This is a genomic window from Enterococcus sp. DIV1368b, from assembly GCF_050529595.1.
GTDB lineage: Bacteria > Bacillota > Bacilli > Lactobacillales > Enterococcaceae > Enterococcus_B > Enterococcus_B mundtii.
On the sequence record NZ_CP172883.1, the window covers coordinates 2,071,101 to 2,086,108 of the forward strand.

Consider the following 15,008-nt stretch of genomic DNA (forward strand, 5'->3'; position numbering starts at 1 on the left):
CCTTAAAAAAGAAGGATAGTTTAAAAATCAACTACCCTTCAATAGTTTCGTTAATATGGATACTCAAAAACACCTCGACTCGTAACCAAATAATTGCCTCCGATCTCCAAGTCTCTACCACACGCATCAAAATCGATATACGTCTTCAAGTGTTCTGGTACTTCACCAAAATCACCAGTTTCTACAATCAAGTAATACGCTACATCGCTCATATCATCGCAATCCGGATAATAAACAATATCACCCACATGCTCTACCATTTCCTCGAAAGAATTGAAGAAAGCGTGTTGAATCTCAGAAGCAACTTCACCAACTGGCGTTCCTTCAAGCTCCTCCGCTAAGCCACACAACCGATTAATTTCTTCAATTGGTGTATACTCATCAATCTCAAAAGGCAGTTCATAATCATGAATCGCATATTCTTCATATTCGTCATTTAATCCAATCCGTTCTTTCACTTCATCAAAATCGACAGGTGGGGTAAACCACGCCCCCACCAACTCCCCTTCGTTATATTTCCCGAGATTCGCAATATAAACACGCATCTGTTCCATCGTGATTCCCCCTCAGGCACCGACAATTCGGTTAAACAAATTGAGTAAGACATCTTTCACACCAGAAGCATTAAAGACCAGCCCTACCGCAATCAAGGCAATCACCAAAAAACCAATCAATTTGGAAAATTCCCGCTTAAATCCTAAAAATAAACCAATGACCACAATTGCCAGTAAAACTAAGGATTGGGCATTGGTCAAAAACCATTGATATAAATTTTGTCCGAAATTCATCTCATCACTTTCCTTTCTTTTCCATTGCTCGGTCCGCTACTGAACTAGCATTCATCAAACACATCACGGTAACACCAAGCATACTGCCACCAAACACCAATAAAATATCTTTTACAATTCCCATCACAATTCCTCTTTTCATATAATCAAGTTTTCGACTGCCATACTTTGTTGCTCCAAAATCTTTTTATGCCGGTCTGATAAGCGTGCATTTTGTACCATATTCTGGATATGCGTTGTCTGATTCAAACGATCCAACTCCTTGGCCATCTTCCACGTAGGTGCAACTTGTCGGCCAAGCCAATTTAAGGTTCGTTCAATCGTGTACGGTTTCGGCTCAGAAGTTAATTGAATTTCCTTGCGATTCCGTCCAATAAAGCGACCCCATTGTTCATTCAAGGGCCAATTGGTTCGCCGTTTGCCTTCCACCTTATCCGCAAATCGCAAGTAACGATTGATAATGGAAAAGGTGGTACTTTCAATGCTACGACCTTTTAACAAATCTTGAATTGCATGATAAGCACGGTCATTTTTTAGTCGAATCTCAAAGCGATTTTTCGTTTCAGTTTGGTCTAATGGAATCCCTAACTTGATATATTGCTCATAATCTTTTTCATATAAACAAAAATAAACCTCGCTTTTGAGGCTGCCGATATATAAGGTATTGCCCATACCATCCTTTTCATCAGCTTTCAACAGTTCCCCGGAACGATAACTTTTAAAGGTACGAAACAAGGAGATACATTCTTCCTTCTGACATTTTTTCGTTAAATCAGGAATATTCAATAGCCCCACTCGATCATTGATTGCCAAGTCCAAACGTTTCATCACGCCACCGGCTTTTAGACAAGCTCCGAAAAAGTTGTACCAGCTACGCTTTTGAGCAAGTAAAAAAGTTTCAAATTGCCGACAACCTCGCCCCTTTAATTCCAAAAGAACGCCCTTATCTTCTTCATGTGACAACATCACCACAATATCGCCCATGACATATTGTTCCTGATAGGAGTAAAAGGCGTAATCCTCATGAAGCATATACTCAAATTTCAAATGGAGAATTTCTTGAATAATTTTCCGTACATCCGTTGTGGGGAAACGAATCCTTACATAGTCAAACAGTAACGTCAAAGGCAAATCGGGATTGAAACTTTCCAGTTGGTCAAAAATTTTCCTCATGGTCTTTGTAGAGGCGGTTACGCCACCGTTTTCTACCTGATTTAAATAGGGACGGCTAAGCCCACAAGCCGTAGCCAATTTATTTTGTGAAACACCATATTCATTGCGTCGTTCTTTTAATAACCGATAATCTAAATTCCGTTGTGTCAAGTTCTCACCTCCAAGTTCAAGGTGTTAACTTTTTCAAATGAGTTAACACCTATGCAAATCGCTTAATATCCTTGATACAACAAGCATTTTTAATGGTTGCTTGCTTATTTTTTGTGTTTTTGTACCCCCCTGTTAGATACGGGGGGTGAGACATCATGGCCAGCTGCCGCCGTCCATGAACAGGCACAGCACCACGGAGGATTTCTGCTTCGCAAATCCCCCGCGGTCAGCGCCTATCAGTGGTTTATTTACCTGTTACTCCGCGGTAATGCCCTCAATTTCTACTTCTGCTTTTATCTCGAACAAGTATTGACGGATATCCGGTTCTTTGGCAAGGTCCGCAATCCGTTCCAATTCACTGATGATTTGATTCAGCTCCATTCGAGCATCGGTTTCTTCGTCCATTACATATGAATCCCCAGGGACCTTCACCCCATTTTTTCGAATATCGAAATTGAGCCGGTACAGTTCTTCTTCCAATTCCGGATCTGACTGAATCTTGCCAATCACCCAATAAATTTCTCCAATCAACTCATCATAAATCATGCATTTCCACCTCCTTTAATTTTCTCGCAATATCAAAAATGACCGGAACTGTCACAGAGTTTCCGGCCTGTCTGTACAACTGACTATCTGAATTGACTTGAGCTGCTCGATCAAAGGTCCAATCGGGAAAGCCCTGAAGACGCCAGCACTCTCTTGGCGTAAGTTTCCGAATTTGATACTGATCCGTGACGACCGCCTGCTGGTCTCCTGTTAATAAGGTATGCACACTTTGTTTCCCAAGACGACCTCGACGACTAGTGGAATGAGGAAAAGCCAGGTTCACACTATCCCCTGGCTTTACTTCTTGGTATTCAGTTTCATTTTTCCGAATCATAATTTTCGTTCCACCTTGTTTTGTTGACAAAGTAGGGGCCGTTCCAGTTACTTCATAAACGCGATTGCCTTGTTCAAAATTTCCCGGCAACATCCCCGCCAGCGATATGCCTTCATTTGCTGGTAACGCAATTTTGATTCCTTCATCACCTGTTAACGTTGGGGCCACACCATCTGGCCCATAGACTTGTCCACCCATTCCATGGTTAGAAGGATTGATATTTAACAAGTTTCTGATGTTTTGATCAGATGTTGCAGACGATCCAATGATAGGAAATACTTGTTCGGTACATGCGTCTCGAGAATGTCCGATAAGGAAGACCCGCTCGCGACTTTGGGGAACGTAGGCCTTTGAGTTAAGCACCTGCCATTCCACATCATACCCCAATCCATCCAGCGTTCGGAGGATTGTCTCGAACGTAGCCCCTCCTTCGTGATTGAGTAATCCCCGGACGTTCTCAAGGAATAAAAACTTAGGTTGGAGAAGAGCGGCGAACCGAGCGATTTCAAAGAATAAAGTACCTCGAGTATCGGAAAATCCTTGCCGCTTTCCCGCAATTGAAAAAGCTTGGCACGGAAATCCGCCGCAAAGGATGTCCACTGGTCCGAGTGATTGAACAAACTCGTCTGATATACTTGTGATGTCATGCATTTCCACCTCCTTACTTGTATCATGGATTGCCTTATAACTCTTCCGAGCAAATTCATCAATTTCACAAAAACCGATACACTGGTGACCGGCTTGTTCCATACCTAAGCGAAAGCCACCAATCCCAGCGAATAAATCTAAAAATGTCATAAATCACCTCAATAAAAAAGCCTAGGATTATTGATATTCCTAGGCTACACACTATTATTTTCTCTTTCCGTATGAACGGTTAATACAACAATGTTGCTAATTTCCTTTAAGAAATCATACCCTTTTGGCACAAGTGGTGTATAAAACTCATTAATCACACTCCCTCCTGTATCTACATAGCCTCGACCTTTAATGCGTTTCATAAAAAAGTTTTTATCAACCTCACCAAACATCATGGAGTATCCTAGTTCACTCATACGTCCTAAAGCTACGCGAAAGTTGAATTGATCGCGACTCCCATCTCCTAAATATTTTGCATCCGGTCTTTGACAAGCCAAAATCAGAAAGAAACCAGACTGACGACCTAACATCACAATTTGCTTGAGCTTATTCAAAATCACCGTACTTTCTTTAGTCGTTAACATTTCCATATAAGCCACGTATTCATCAAAGATTAAAAAATTTGGCGGAAGTCCAAGATAGGCATAATTCTCTCCTGTTTTGTAGTTGGGCATTTCTTTCATTGCCTTGCTACGAGTCATCATGCGTTCGTAAAAATCTTCTACACAAGCAGAAATTTCTTCCTTTTGAGAATAAACATGAGACATCACCGTACCTAAATCGGCGAGATCCGCATTTTTGGGATCGAGGATAAACAATTCTGCATCTGACTTCAATAGTGCTTCGATAATGGTGAGTAAGAAATAGGTCTTCCCTCCACCTGTGCCACCAGCGATCAACATATGAGGTAAAGAATCATACGCCCATACTTGATTTTTCATCAATTGCAGAGCTCCGTTTTTTGCCACTACTTCATCTATCCCAATTCGATTGGCAATCATATCGTATAACAAGATATATTCCACATAGGAGTCTTTGAGTTCCTTTTCTACTAACTCACAATACAGTCCGCTTTCTAACTTCTTTTCTAGCTTCAATAGTTGATCTTGATATTTTCCTAGTGAAATTTGAACGCGTATAGAAAGTAAGCCATCTTTCATTCGATAATAGATTTTGGGGAAGTAACTGATATTCTCTTTGGTCCGACTACCATTCAAATCTTTGAAAAAGCCTTCACTTTGAGTTTGTTTCACTTCATACCAATGGTTTTCTAGAATCATCCGGGCTAGCTTTTGTCGATGCCATAAACTTCGCCAATGATCAGGAAAAAAATGAATATAAAGTAACATCATAGCTCCTGAAAGAGCGAGACTTCCAAGCAGACATACTAAATCTTTCATGGACCAAACAATTTCACTAGTGGAAAGTGAGAGCTTAGAAATCTCAAATTGTTTAAGCTCTTGAAAATAGAAGACACCCATCCAACCGATGAACAAAGCAATGATCCAGCCAAGAACAAAGTGATAAACCAAGTGCTGATCTCCTGCCCGTATGCGATGCCCTTTGTACATTTTGATGGTTTCCACCTCCAACCGAAAATTGCCCAATAGGATTTTATTGGGCAATTTCAAAAAGTTATGCTAGTCATTTACTGCTACGGAGAGTTGTTTTGTTTCAACCAATTGCGTTAAGAAACCTTCAATAGCATCCGGCATCTCCACACCGATTTCTTCCAAGACAGATTCTGCTTGACGACATAAACTTTCATTTACCTCGACAACCATAAAGAAGGACTCTTCCTCCCCTAACCAATCCAGTACATCAAAGTCTTCTTTGGCATCGTTACCTACTTCCAGTAATCCTTGATGCATAATCAAAAACATTTTTTCATCATGGGTTAATGCTTTCGTGAGTTGTTCCTCCGTTAGCTCACCTTTGCCAAATTGATTGAGACAATCTAAAATATGTTCAACATCAATTTCCATACGCTTCACCTATTTCTTTCCTTCATTTTGGTTCGTGGGATTTCCTTGATTTGATTGTCGTTTCAAGACTAAATCATCTGCCTTAATGAACCAATTGACAGTAGTCCCTTCTCGAAAAACATAATTGGCGACGGTATCCACGATTGGATTGACTAGCTCTACCTCTGCATCATAAGCAAACTCGCGTAAGGGCACATTTGCCGGGATACTAACTTGGATCATTCGACCTTGTGCGGAGGATTTCAAATTATAGGTTCGTTCTTTTACCTCATTACTAACCGTTCCATCCTCATTTTGTTTCCGTACTTCTCGACGTAATGCGGAAAAGCGCAACTTCCCAAACGTTAATCCCGAATCTACGACAATACCTTCTGTTAATCTCATCTTCTTTTCCTCCTATGCTTTCACTAAATCATCGACATACAACACGTAATCGGTAAAACCGCGGTTTTCAATCTCATAGCCTTTGGCAACCAAGTGGGGATTCACGGCTTTTAGCGGTTGGTCTTGGTCAAAATCCTTTTCACCAACTTCCGCAGCTACTACCACTTCAATATCATCAGCTCGTTGTTTACTGGAATACAAATGATAACTGCGGCCAACCACCGTTGTATTCCGCCCATATCCTTCTGTCAAAATTTCGCCTTCTCCGGCATAACTGATCTTTCCAAAGGTTTCGGCCATATCTGGCACGACAAATTTCAATTCCATCTTCTTTTCCTCTTTTCATTGTTAGTTTTGGATACAAAAATAGCACGACCACTTTTTTGGGAGGCGGTCGCGCACGTTGCTTCTTATAATTTACTTGTATCATCTCATCACCTTAGTTCCGCTGATTCCAGAAATAATAGCCCGCCGTCGCAAAGATCAAGGTAAAGCCAATGAACAATAACACATTAGAATTTTTCTCCCCGGTTTGAGGGAATTTCTTCACTGTAGGACTAGATTCTTGAGAGTCGCTTGGAACAGTTGGTGTTTCCGGTTGTTCCGGCGTACTTGGTGTGGTTGGCACTTCTTTTGGCGTCAAGGTTTGGGATTTTTCTTTCAAATCTTCATTGTGTTTCCCATTGATATTCCCATCTTTATCATAATTGATTTCCGCAAAAGTAAACTTGGTTCCTTCTGGATACTTTCCGGTGTCTACTTTTTCTGCAAGCACGGTTTTGGTAAAATCTTTATCATTCACTTCGTAACAAATTTTGCCAGATTTCCAAATCTCTTTGTTCGTACCATCTGGTAGTAGTGCATACAGAATTGTTTCGAAAGCTTCTTTTGAGCCATCCAGTACATCATGAGTAATGGATACATCATCAAACATATCCACCACATCACCATGAGTAAAGGTCTGAGAACCGTCTTCTAGGTGCGCTTTTGTTTGAATGGAAACATGGCGTTCCACTGTACAACTGACAGTTTGGGCTTGATTATTCAAACTAGCATCCTTCGCTACTGGCTCATTGCCTGCTTCAAAAGCTTCCTTGTTTTCATACACATAGTTAAACAAAACAATGGTTTTATCCAAAACTTGTTCGGCGGTTAATTTATGCAGAATTTCCCAAGTTCCTGTTTTTTCTTTGTTCGCCAAGGTGGCCGTCGTTTCGGCAATTACCACTGGTTTGGCTTTTTCATCTTTTTCTTGGGCAACTTTTGTGGCTTCCACATCAATGGCTTGTGCTACCACATACCAGTCTTCTTTGATTTCATGGAGATTGTAACTCAATTTATCAACTAGCTCGGTAGAATCCAGAGAAGTTAATTCTTTGTTTCCGTCCTTCCAAGTCGCAAGGGAAGTTAAACTATCTTCTTCCTCAGGCAAATCATAAAGCATCAAACGGTTCAAACTAACAGAAAATGCTTTGCTCGTCAGCTTCTCGTAAGGAGCGGTCACCGTTTTAATTGGTTGTTTTTGGCCCTGTTCGGTAATGGTAAAAACATATTCACTCTTCACAAAGTCTTCCTTGTTTTCCTTAAAAGTAGAACGGATTTCTAAAGGCGTAATCTTTTGAAATCCTTCTGGGGCTCCTACTTCTTCAAGTAAATAATCCCCATAAGGGAGATTTTCAAACTTGCCATAGCCATCAAAACATAGTTGCTCGTTGTAAGCAGTGGTCGCTTCATCTTCGGCACCTGTGATTTCATTGGTCCTTTCCAATGGCGACACTTTAAAGGTTAAGTCATTAAACCCAGTTTCGGCAGTGCCCGCAGCTGATCCGGCGAATTTGAAGAAATCAAAACCAAAGCGAATCACTTGTTCTTTTGCCGTAACATCTCGAGTAATTACGGCATTTTTTTCGTTATCATCCACCTTTTTGATGGATACAGGATACTTCGTTTCATCCAAAGTATATCCTTCAGGTGCTTTGGTTTCTTGCCAGTAATACTCATTGATGGCTAAATGTTTAACCGCAACTTGGTTCTTTTCGTCTAAAGTTAAAGTGACCGTTTCATCAGAAGCTTTCGTTCCCTTCGCTAATTCTGGTTTAAAAGCCTCACTCCATTTAACTGCTTGTCCATCTTTTGCAGTAAACAGAGTGTATTCAGCACCCTCAAAGACTGCCTTACCTTGTGTTTTATCCCCAGTATCTTTGTCTTCTTTTGTCAGAGTGGTTTCGCCAGTGATTTCTTGGTTTTGCCCTTTTACGTTACTGGTAACAAGGGCTACGGTTTGATTGGCATACTTCAATTCGACTTTTACAGGTTTGAATGTATTCACGAACCCATGACTAGCTTTAGTTTCGGTCACATAATAGGTTCCCAATTCCAACGCATTAGCAATCTCTTTTGGTGTTTCCGCATGACCGTTTTCATCCGTGGTCATTTCTTGAACGATTTCACCGGTTGGACTGTCTTTGCGAATGGCAAACGTATTGCCAGCTAAGGAATAATTGTCATTCCAAAGATCCCTCCCTGTTTCAACTCCGCTTTTATCCAGAATGATTTGCCCTTTTTCCCGTGTATTTTTTGAAGTCACGTAAATGGTTTCGCCTGCTTTAATGGTGGTAGTCATGGGGGTGGTATCAATCGTATAAGGCGCCGGTACTGATTTTTCGGTAATGGTTACTTTTGTACCATGAGGAATCTCATTTAATGTAGCAATTCCTTCTTTATCGGTGGTCACGTCTTTTGCAGGTAAGGCTCTTCCAAAATCTAAATGGAAAACTGTTCCCGGCACAACGTCACCTGATTCTTTATCGACTTTTTTGATCTTTAAAGACCCTTCAGTTTCTACATCAATTTTGATTGTGTAGGTGTTCGGCTTATCAATCGCCCCGGCCATTAAAGTTTGTTGTCCCGCTTTTTTATAAGCCACCGGTGTTCCAGTTCCAGCAGATTTCTTAAGCGTCAACACACCACTTTCTTTTGAATCGGCATTAGGCGTGATTACTAATTGATTGCCATTCACACGATAATCAATATTTGCAGTATTTTCGACAATCTCATCAAACTCGGATAAATTCAGGCTGTTCGTATCCGTTACAGTGGTCGATTGACCTAATACAGTTTTAGCCGTGCTATTATGGAAGCTCGGTTTCTTCTGATAATCGGCAATGACTTGATTGATTTTTGCCTCAATGGCTGTGATATTTACGGAACTCCCATCTGGATGTTTCATAGAGTGAAGGGTATACCCATTGACTTCTTGCCAGATCATCTTTTGAGCAACCATTTGTGTATCAATGTCTGTACCGGCTTTTTCCCATAACACTGAAACTAGTTTCGCTTTGTCAGACATATCAGGCAATGGATTTTTCTCATACCCAGGAGTGAACTCATTGTAAATTGGTACCCCTGGTTCAATACAGAAAATATCTTGTTTCTCCCCATTATAGATAGCATAGTGAGGAACCGTTACCTCAGATAATGTTCGACCATCACTGAACGTCCCTTCGACCGCATATAAGTGTGACAAATCGCAGTGCACAGTCACTGTTTGCGGATGAGTAATCTCATCGGCAAAGGCAATCGTAGGACCAATCGCTCCGCCAATTGTTTGACCTAATAGAGCCAAAGTCGCAAATAATCGCCAATTTTTAAATCTCAACTTTTTCATAAAATAAAATCTCCTTTCGTTTTTGGGTAATAAAAAAAGACGTTCAAATTTTTAGTTTTGAACGCCTTTTTAAGCTTGATACTATTAACTTTTCTTTCGAGATAAATTGTTTCTTTGTTTATAAATTTTTATTTTCCGATAATCAAATCCAATTTCTTCCATTAATTTCTCCCAAGATTTGTTTGTTCTTCTCAATATTGTGATCGCTGATGGAAGTTTATCTGACCTTGATAACTTACGGAATTTCGTCATTGATAAATCTTCTTCAAGTCCTAATCGAATAATTTCTTCTCTTAGCTCCATCAATAACTGAAAGTCAGTTAATAGATTTTTCTCTTCCTTTTTTCTAAACAGTGGACGTACATCACCAACTATTTTTTTCAACGTACTTAAAGAAGGGACATCTCTACCAACTGCTTTTGTTTCGTAATTTCGCTGCGAACGAATTTTTTCATCACTTATAAAGCTTTCTACTATTTCCATCAATTTATCTTCTGGCATCTTAGCCCATTTTCCATAATCATTTTTTTCAAGGCCAATACTCTCTAGCAAGTTATCCCATGACCCATATTTCTGATTGATGAACCAAATACTTGGTGATTCATTGGGATATTCTGCTAACTTTTTCTGATATTGTCTCGTAGATGTAATTCCGTGTTTTTCGATAAAATTATTAATTGTTAAAATCAATTTTAAGTCACTTTGATTCTTCCAAATAATCCGACCATCGATCTTATCCATTAAAAAATCTCCTAAAAAATATTTAGAGAATATCTATCACACTAACTTTTTATCACCAAAGTATATGTTTTGCCTTTTTTTGAAAACTGGTACCTTTTTATCCTAAGGGGTTAAAAATATGATAAATTCGGTAAATGTTTTGGTATTTTTCGTATTAAATTTGTCGTCAGACTGACTACTAAATTTTGCCCTATTTTGACGACACTGTTAGTCAAAATCGGACAATCTAGGACATTCTAGGGGAATATGAGTAAAAAATGGTCCAAAACAGCCAATTCAGGCTTAAAACTGTGATAGAGAAAAAAGAAAAAGCCCTTGATATACAAGGACTTTTCACAGATTTTAGAGATTTTAGGATTTTTTCCGTTATTATCTTCTAATTTCTTTGATACGAGCTGCTTTTCCGTGTAATGCACGTAGGTAGTACAATTTCGCACGACGTACTTTACCGTAACGGACAACTTCGATTTTTGCAACACGTGGTGTGTGCAATGGGAATGTACGCTCAACGCCTACACCGTTAGAAACTTTACGTACTGTATAAGTTTCGCTGATTCCAGCACCACGGCGTTTGATTACAACACCTTCAAATAACTGGATACGTTCACGAGTACCTTCGACAACTTTCGCATGAACACGTACAGTGTCACCAGGGCGGAAAGCTGGAATGTCAGAACGTAGTTGTTCTTTTGTTAATTCTTCGATTAATGGATTCATTGTTTTCTTCTCCTTATTCCAAACATTCTTATGAGTAATTTCTCACAGCGGAACATCGTAATAGTTAAGTGTTTTTACACTCACCATAGAATACTATCATATTCTATGGTGAGTGTAAAGAAAATTTTCATTTATTTGTTGCAACTCAAGCTTCTTCTTTTTTGATCTCCGCTAGCATTTTTTCCATTTGCGGTGTCATGTCTAATTTTTCTAACATGTCTGGACGTCGAAGATATGTCCGGCGTAAGGATTCTTTTAGTTGCCATTCTTCAATCAATTTATGGTTACCATTGGTCAATACTTCTGGTACTTTCATATCTTTGAATTCTGCTGGTCTCGTATATTGAGGATGTTCCAACAAGCCAGTAGAATGCGAGTCTGTTTGGGCAGATGTTTGATTACCTAAAACATCCGGCAATAGCCGAACGGTCGCATCGATCATGACCATGGCACCTAACTCTCCACCGGTCAGTACATAATCTCCCAATGAGACTTCATCAGTTACGAGCGAACGGATGCGCTCATCATAGCCTTCATAGTGGCCACAAATAAAGATCAGGTGCTCTTCTTCCGAAAATTCTTCTGCCATTTTTTGATTGAACGGTTGACCAGCTGGATCAAGTAAAATCACCCGTTTCTTAGTCTCTGGATGTTTTTCTTCGATGGCTTTGATATTGTCATAGATGGGTTGGACTTTCAATAACATCCCTGCTCCACCACCATAAGGATAGTCATCGACCGTTTGGTGTTTGTTGTCCGAATACTCACGGAAATTAGAAACATTGATTTCTAACAATTCTTTTGCTACTGCTTTACCAATGATCGATTCCCCCATCGGGCCTTCAAACATTCGCGGAAACAGAGTCAACACGTCAATCTTCATCATCGATCAATCCTTCTAATAATGTTACACGAACCAAGCCATTTTCAAGATCGACTTCTTGAACGACGGAATCGATATACGGGATCAGTGCATCTTTTTTCTTTGGTCGTTGGATGACCCAAACATCATTTGCGCCTGGAGATAAAATCTCTTTGATCTTTCCTAGTTCTTTTTCGTTTTCATCAATGACCTTTAAGCCAATGATTTCATGGTAGTAATATTCATTTTCTGTCAATTCAACTAAGTTTTCTTTTGATACACGTAAGATACCATCACGGTATTTTTCAACGTCATTGATGGAAGGATGATTCTCAAAGCTGAGTAAATCAAAGTTTTTATGTTTACGGTGACTTTTTACAGTCAATTCTACAGGAGCTTTTCCTTCTTGGAAGAGTGTCAAAACTTCACCTTTTTTGTAACGTTCTTCAGGGAAATCTGTGGTTGAGATGACACGGACTTCGCCTTTGATTCCTTGGGTATTGACAATCTTGCCAACATTTAGATATTCAGTCAACTTTTGTCCTCATTTCTTTCATGATTCTTGTCACTCTGCTTGGTCACGATTTGCTTTTGGACTCAGAGTGTTCTATCGTTTCCTGTCTATTTTAGCATGTGGTTCTTGGCAATTCTAGTCTTCTTTTATTGTTGTTCCATGGAAACAGCCATTTTTAATGCATTCATCGAATCTTGATTCGTGATCGTATAGACAGTGGTTGGTTGTTGCCAAATGATCCGAGTATTTTGATTGGTGCCATCGGTCATATTGATTTCGATCGTTCCGACTTTTTCCGGTGCAGGTAAGCGGGCAGACTCCAAGTAAGTCACGATCTGTTTCGCCAAAGGTACAGGATCTTGTCCGTCAATATTGCTGGCACGTATTCGTAACCGCCAATTTCCTTCTTGCCATTCAAGAATCGAAGAACCGGCAGCACCTTGTTGATAACCGACAATGTTATAGCCGAGATCGACTTGTCTTCCTCCAGTATCGACCGTAAATGGCTGAATCGTGTTCAGTGTTTCTTGGGAAGATGCAAAGTCATCTTGATAAAGGTAAGAAGCGATTGGTTCTGCTTGGTTCAATGAGGCGTCGTTTAGTGGTAGCGCTTGTTCTGATTGATAGTATAAGACAGAAAAGCCTTGTTTTGTCATCGTTGCTGCGATGTTCAAGTTAGATGACCCAACTGGGATCTCTTTTGGCATCGGTGTGTCTGGATACTCTTTTTGCAATTGCTCAAAGGCAGTTTGCGTCGAATTTTCTTGTGTGCTCGTGCTTGTTTCAGCTGATGATGCTGTTGAAGCTGTTGTCTCCTGACTACTTGTGGAAGATGCCCCTATCTCTTCCTTTGAAGTAGTTGTTTCTGTCGTACGAACTGTTTCATTTGTCGTTTCTTGACTCGTTTCACTTGGTGATTGACAAGCACCGAGTAAAGCGACAGCGAATAAGCTGATCAAACCTATTTTTTTCATTTGAAACACTCCTCTCTTACTATTAAGGATACGCTTTGTACCTGTTTTTGCCAAATATGATCTCTAAAGAACAAAAAAAAAACTGTTTCGCGAAAACGAAACAGTTTATTCTTTATTGTCGATGATATTCAAACGCACTTTTTTCGGTGCATTGATTCGTACTCCGTAAACGATCGTGCGGATTGCTTTCGCAACGCGCCCTTGTTTACCGATGATACGACCGATATCTTCGGGAGCCACAGTTAGATTGTATTCGTAAAAATCTTCTGACTCAACGACTTCTAGCTGGACTTGATCAGGATAAGTAACTAACGGACGAACGATTGTTAAGACTAATTCGCTTAAATCTTTCATATCCGGTCACCTTATTTCTTTGAGAATTTAGCTTCATGATGTTTTTTCATAACGCCTTCTTTTGAAAGGATGTTACGTACTGTATCTGAAGGTTGTGCACCTTTTGATAACCAGTCAAGTACTAAATCTTCTTTTAAAACTACTTCTGCAGGGTCTTTCAAAGGGTTGTAAGTACCTACAGTTTCGATGAAACGTCCATCACGAGGAGAACGAGAATCAGCTACGACGATACGGTAAAAAGGACTCTTTTTAGAACCCATACGTTTTAAACGGATTTTAACTGCCATTATATATTTCCACCTCCATTGTTTTATTCACAAGATGTAGTGTACCAGTTTTTTTTTACCCTGTAAAGCTTTTTTTCTTTACAGTCTGATTTTTTTCTATTTTTATTCTTTCTTTAAGTCGTTAGTGTCCTTTTCCATGGATTTCTTCTTACTTTTTTGAATCATCAAGGTTGAACATAGGAAGCTTGGAAATCCCCTATCCATAAGCATTTCTTTTGTTTTCGACTCTACATTAAAATAACCCAAGTGTTTTTATTTGCTCAGTTTACTTATTTTTTGTAAGATAAATATAGAAATATTAAAGGAGGAATTGTTTTATGACAAAAAAAATTGGTTTTTTCATCGGAAGTTTAAGAAAAGATTCATACAATAAGAAAGTTGCAGAAACTTTTGCGGACTTATTACCGGAAGGATACGAGAGCGTATTTGTAAAAATCGATGACCTTCCTTTTTATAACGAAGATATCGAAACACCTGAGCAAACACCTACAGAATGGACACGTTTCCGTGAAGAAGTCAAAGATCTAGACGGCGTGATCTTTGTTACTCCTGAGTACAACCGCTCAGTGCCAGCTGTATTGAAAAATGCCTTGGATGTTGGTTCTCGTCCTTATGGTCAAAGTGTCTGGGATAAAAAACCTGGTTTAGTGGTCACTGCTTCTCCTGGTGGAGTCGGTGGTTTTGGCGCAAATCATCACTTACGTCAATCATTAGTCTTTTTAAATGTCCCAACATTACAACAACCAGAAGCGTATATCGGAAATATCACTAACTTACTTGATGAAGATGGCAACATTATCCAAGGAACCGTTGATTTCTTCCAAACGATTTTAGATGCGTATCTAGATTTCGCTGGAAAATTGAACGCTTGATGTCTTGCTAATTTTACAAAA

At 39.7% G+C, this 15,008-nt stretch carries 19 protein-coding genes; 1 reads left to right on the plus strand and 18 read right to left on the minus strand.

All coding sequences use genetic code 11. The annotated features are described in order from the left end of the window. Positions 1–50 precede the first annotated feature (50 nt). The 18 genes from IGJ19_RS09475 to rpsP form a co-directional block, all read right to left on the minus strand. Complete coding sequence (locus IGJ19_RS09475; protein ID WP_142433343.1) at positions 51–554, minus strand: antirestriction protein ArdA; 504 nt, start codon at positions 552–554, stop codon at positions 51–53. Positions 555–566: 12 nt separating this feature from the next. Then, the gene (locus IGJ19_RS09480; RefSeq protein WP_002298822.1) at positions 567–788 is read right to left on the minus strand and encodes a hypothetical protein; all 222 of its coding nucleotides are present in this window, start codon (positions 786–788) and stop codon (positions 567–569) included. Between the two features lie 4 nt (positions 789–792). Then, positions 793–930, minus strand: a complete 138-nt coding sequence (locus tag IGJ19_RS09485; RefSeq protein ID WP_142433342.1) for a DUF3789 domain-containing protein — start codon at positions 928–930, stop codon at positions 793–795. Further along, positions 927–2,111 carry a MobT family relaxase gene (mobT, locus tag IGJ19_RS09490; protein ID WP_142433341.1) on the minus strand — a complete coding sequence of 395 codons (1,185 nt, stop codon included), beginning with the start codon at positions 2,109–2,111 and terminating at the stop codon, positions 927–929. Before mobT ends, IGJ19_RS09485 begins: the two co-directional genes overlap by 4 nt. Before the next feature lie 255 nt (positions 2,112–2,366). Further along, entirely contained in the window at positions 2,367–2,657 is a 291-nt protein-coding gene (locus IGJ19_RS09495; protein WP_010723177.1) for a hypothetical protein, read from the minus strand. Beyond that, positions 2,647–3,789 carry a DNA cytosine methyltransferase gene (locus IGJ19_RS09500; protein ID WP_325065910.1) on the minus strand — a complete coding sequence of 381 codons (1,143 nt, stop codon included), beginning with the start codon at positions 3,787–3,789 and terminating at the stop codon, positions 2,647–2,649. The genes IGJ19_RS09495 and IGJ19_RS09500 overlap by 11 nt, the downstream gene beginning before the upstream one ends. Positions 3,790–3,833: 44 nt before the next feature. Beyond that, positions 3,834–5,201, minus strand: a complete 1,368-nt coding sequence (locus IGJ19_RS09505) for an FtsK/SpoIIIE domain-containing protein (RefSeq protein WP_010723179.1) — start codon at positions 5,199–5,201, stop codon at positions 3,834–3,836. Positions 5,202–5,270: 69 nt separating this feature from the next. After that, complete coding sequence (locus tag IGJ19_RS09510) at positions 5,271–5,624, minus strand: damage-inducible protein J (protein ID WP_142433338.1); 354 nt, start codon at positions 5,622–5,624, stop codon at positions 5,271–5,273. Next, positions 5,625–5,999, minus strand: a complete 375-nt coding sequence (locus IGJ19_RS09515) for a YdcP family protein (protein WP_010723182.1) — start codon at positions 5,997–5,999, stop codon at positions 5,625–5,627. A gap of 12 nt (positions 6,000–6,011) precedes the next feature. Then, positions 6,012–6,326, minus strand: a complete 315-nt coding sequence (locus tag IGJ19_RS09520) for a YdcP family protein (protein ID WP_010723183.1) — start codon at positions 6,324–6,326, stop codon at positions 6,012–6,014. A 112-nt stretch (positions 6,327–6,438) separates the two neighbouring features. Then, entirely contained in the window at positions 6,439–9,666 is a 3,228-nt protein-coding gene (gene fss3 / locus IGJ19_RS09525; protein ID WP_430603817.1) for a fibrinogen-binding MSCRAMM adhesin Fss3, read from the minus strand. A gap of 84 nt (positions 9,667–9,750) precedes the next feature. Then, positions 9,751–10,407, minus strand: coding sequence for a hypothetical protein (locus tag IGJ19_RS09530; protein ID WP_010723185.1), 657 nt, complete (start codon positions 10,405–10,407; stop codon positions 9,751–9,753). 369 nt (positions 10,408–10,776) lie between these two features. Then, positions 10,777–11,124, minus strand: a complete 348-nt coding sequence (gene rplS, locus IGJ19_RS09535) for a 50S ribosomal protein L19 (protein ID WP_002286913.1) — start codon at positions 11,122–11,124, stop codon at positions 10,777–10,779. 145 nt (positions 11,125–11,269) lie between these two features. Then, positions 11,270–12,007, minus strand: a complete 738-nt coding sequence (gene trmD, locus IGJ19_RS09540) for a tRNA (guanosine(37)-N1)-methyltransferase TrmD (RefSeq protein ID WP_169823226.1) — start codon at positions 12,005–12,007, stop codon at positions 11,270–11,272. Continuing rightward, a complete protein-coding gene (rimM, locus tag IGJ19_RS09545) occupies positions 11,997–12,521 on the minus strand; it encodes a ribosome maturation factor RimM (protein WP_010735009.1) in 525 nt (174 codons plus the stop codon). The genes trmD and rimM overlap by 11 nt, the downstream gene beginning before the upstream one ends. A 125-nt stretch (positions 12,522–12,646) precedes the next feature. Next, positions 12,647–13,474 (minus strand): hypothetical protein, encoded by an 828-nt coding sequence (locus IGJ19_RS09550; RefSeq protein WP_142433336.1) that lies wholly within the window; start codon positions 13,472–13,474, stop codon positions 12,647–12,649. Positions 13,475–13,579: 105 nt separating this feature from the next. Further along, a complete protein-coding gene (locus IGJ19_RS09555; RefSeq protein ID WP_019722767.1) occupies positions 13,580–13,828 on the minus strand; it encodes a KH domain-containing protein in 249 nt (82 codons plus the stop codon). An 11-nt stretch (positions 13,829–13,839) separates the two neighbouring features. Continuing rightward, positions 13,840–14,115 carry a 30S ribosomal protein S16 gene (gene rpsP / locus IGJ19_RS09560; RefSeq protein WP_010735006.1) on the minus strand — a complete coding sequence of 92 codons (276 nt, stop codon included), beginning with the start codon at positions 14,113–14,115 and terminating at the stop codon, positions 13,840–13,842. Positions 14,116–14,432: 317 nt separating this feature from the next. Between rpsP and IGJ19_RS09565 the strand changes: the two genes are divergently transcribed. Beyond that, positions 14,433–14,987, plus strand: coding sequence for an NADPH-dependent FMN reductase (locus IGJ19_RS09565; RefSeq protein ID WP_066025729.1), 555 nt, complete (start codon positions 14,433–14,435; stop codon positions 14,985–14,987). The last annotated feature ends 21 nt before the right edge of the window (positions 14,988–15,008 follow it).

Bases quoted from the DNA above. Each gene is read 5' to 3' on its own strand.
- IGJ19_RS09475 (WP_142433343.1), bottom strand. From the start codon at position 554: ATGGAACAGATGCGTGTTTATATTGCGAATCTCGGGAAATATAACGAA.
- IGJ19_RS09480 (WP_002298822.1), bottom strand. From the start codon at position 788: ATGAATTTCGGACAAAATTTATATCAATGGTTTTTGACCAATGCCCAA.
- IGJ19_RS09485 (WP_142433342.1), bottom strand. From the start codon at position 930: ATGAAAAGAGGAATTGTGATGGGAATTGTAAAAGATATTTTATTGGTG.
- IGJ19_RS09495 (WP_010723177.1), bottom strand. From the start codon at position 2,657: ATGATTTATGATGAGTTGATTGGAGAAATTTATTGGGTGATTGGCAAG.
- IGJ19_RS09500 (WP_325065910.1), bottom strand. From the start codon at position 3,789: ATGACATTTTTAGATTTATTCGCTGGGATTGGTGGCTTTCGCTTAGGT.
- IGJ19_RS09505 (WP_010723179.1), bottom strand. From the start codon at position 5,201: ATGTACAAAGGGCATCGCATACGGGCAGGAGATCAGCACTTGGTTTAT.
- IGJ19_RS09515 (WP_010723182.1), bottom strand. From the start codon at position 5,999: ATGAGATTAACAGAAGGTATTGTCGTAGATTCGGGATTAACGTTTGGG.
- IGJ19_RS09520 (WP_010723183.1), bottom strand. From the start codon at position 6,326: ATGGAATTGAAATTTGTCGTGCCAGATATGGCCGAAACCTTTGGAAAG.
- fss3 (WP_430603817.1), bottom strand. From the start codon at position 9,666: ATGAAAAAGTTGAGATTTAAAAATTGGCGATTATTTGCGACTTTGGCT.
- IGJ19_RS09530 (WP_010723185.1), bottom strand. From the start codon at position 10,407: ATGGATAAGATCGATGGTCGGATTATTTGGAAGAATCAAAGTGACTTA.
- rplS (WP_002286913.1), bottom strand. From the start codon at position 11,124: ATGAATCCATTAATCGAAGAATTAACAAAAGAACAACTACGTTCTGAC.
- trmD (WP_169823226.1), bottom strand. From the start codon at position 12,007: ATGAAGATTGACGTGTTGACTCTGTTTCCGCGAATGTTTGAAGGCCCG.
- IGJ19_RS09550 (WP_142433336.1), bottom strand. From the start codon at position 13,474: ATGAAAAAAATAGGTTTGATCAGCTTATTCGCTGTCGCTTTACTCGGT.
- IGJ19_RS09555 (WP_019722767.1), bottom strand. From the start codon at position 13,828: ATGAAAGATTTAAGCGAATTAGTCTTAACAATCGTTCGTCCGTTAGTT.
- rpsP (WP_010735006.1), bottom strand. From the start codon at position 14,115: ATGGCAGTTAAAATCCGTTTAAAACGTATGGGTTCTAAAAAGAGTCCT.
- IGJ19_RS09565 (WP_066025729.1), top strand. From the start codon at position 14,433: ATGACAAAAAAAATTGGTTTTTTCATCGGAAGTTTAAGAAAAGATTCA.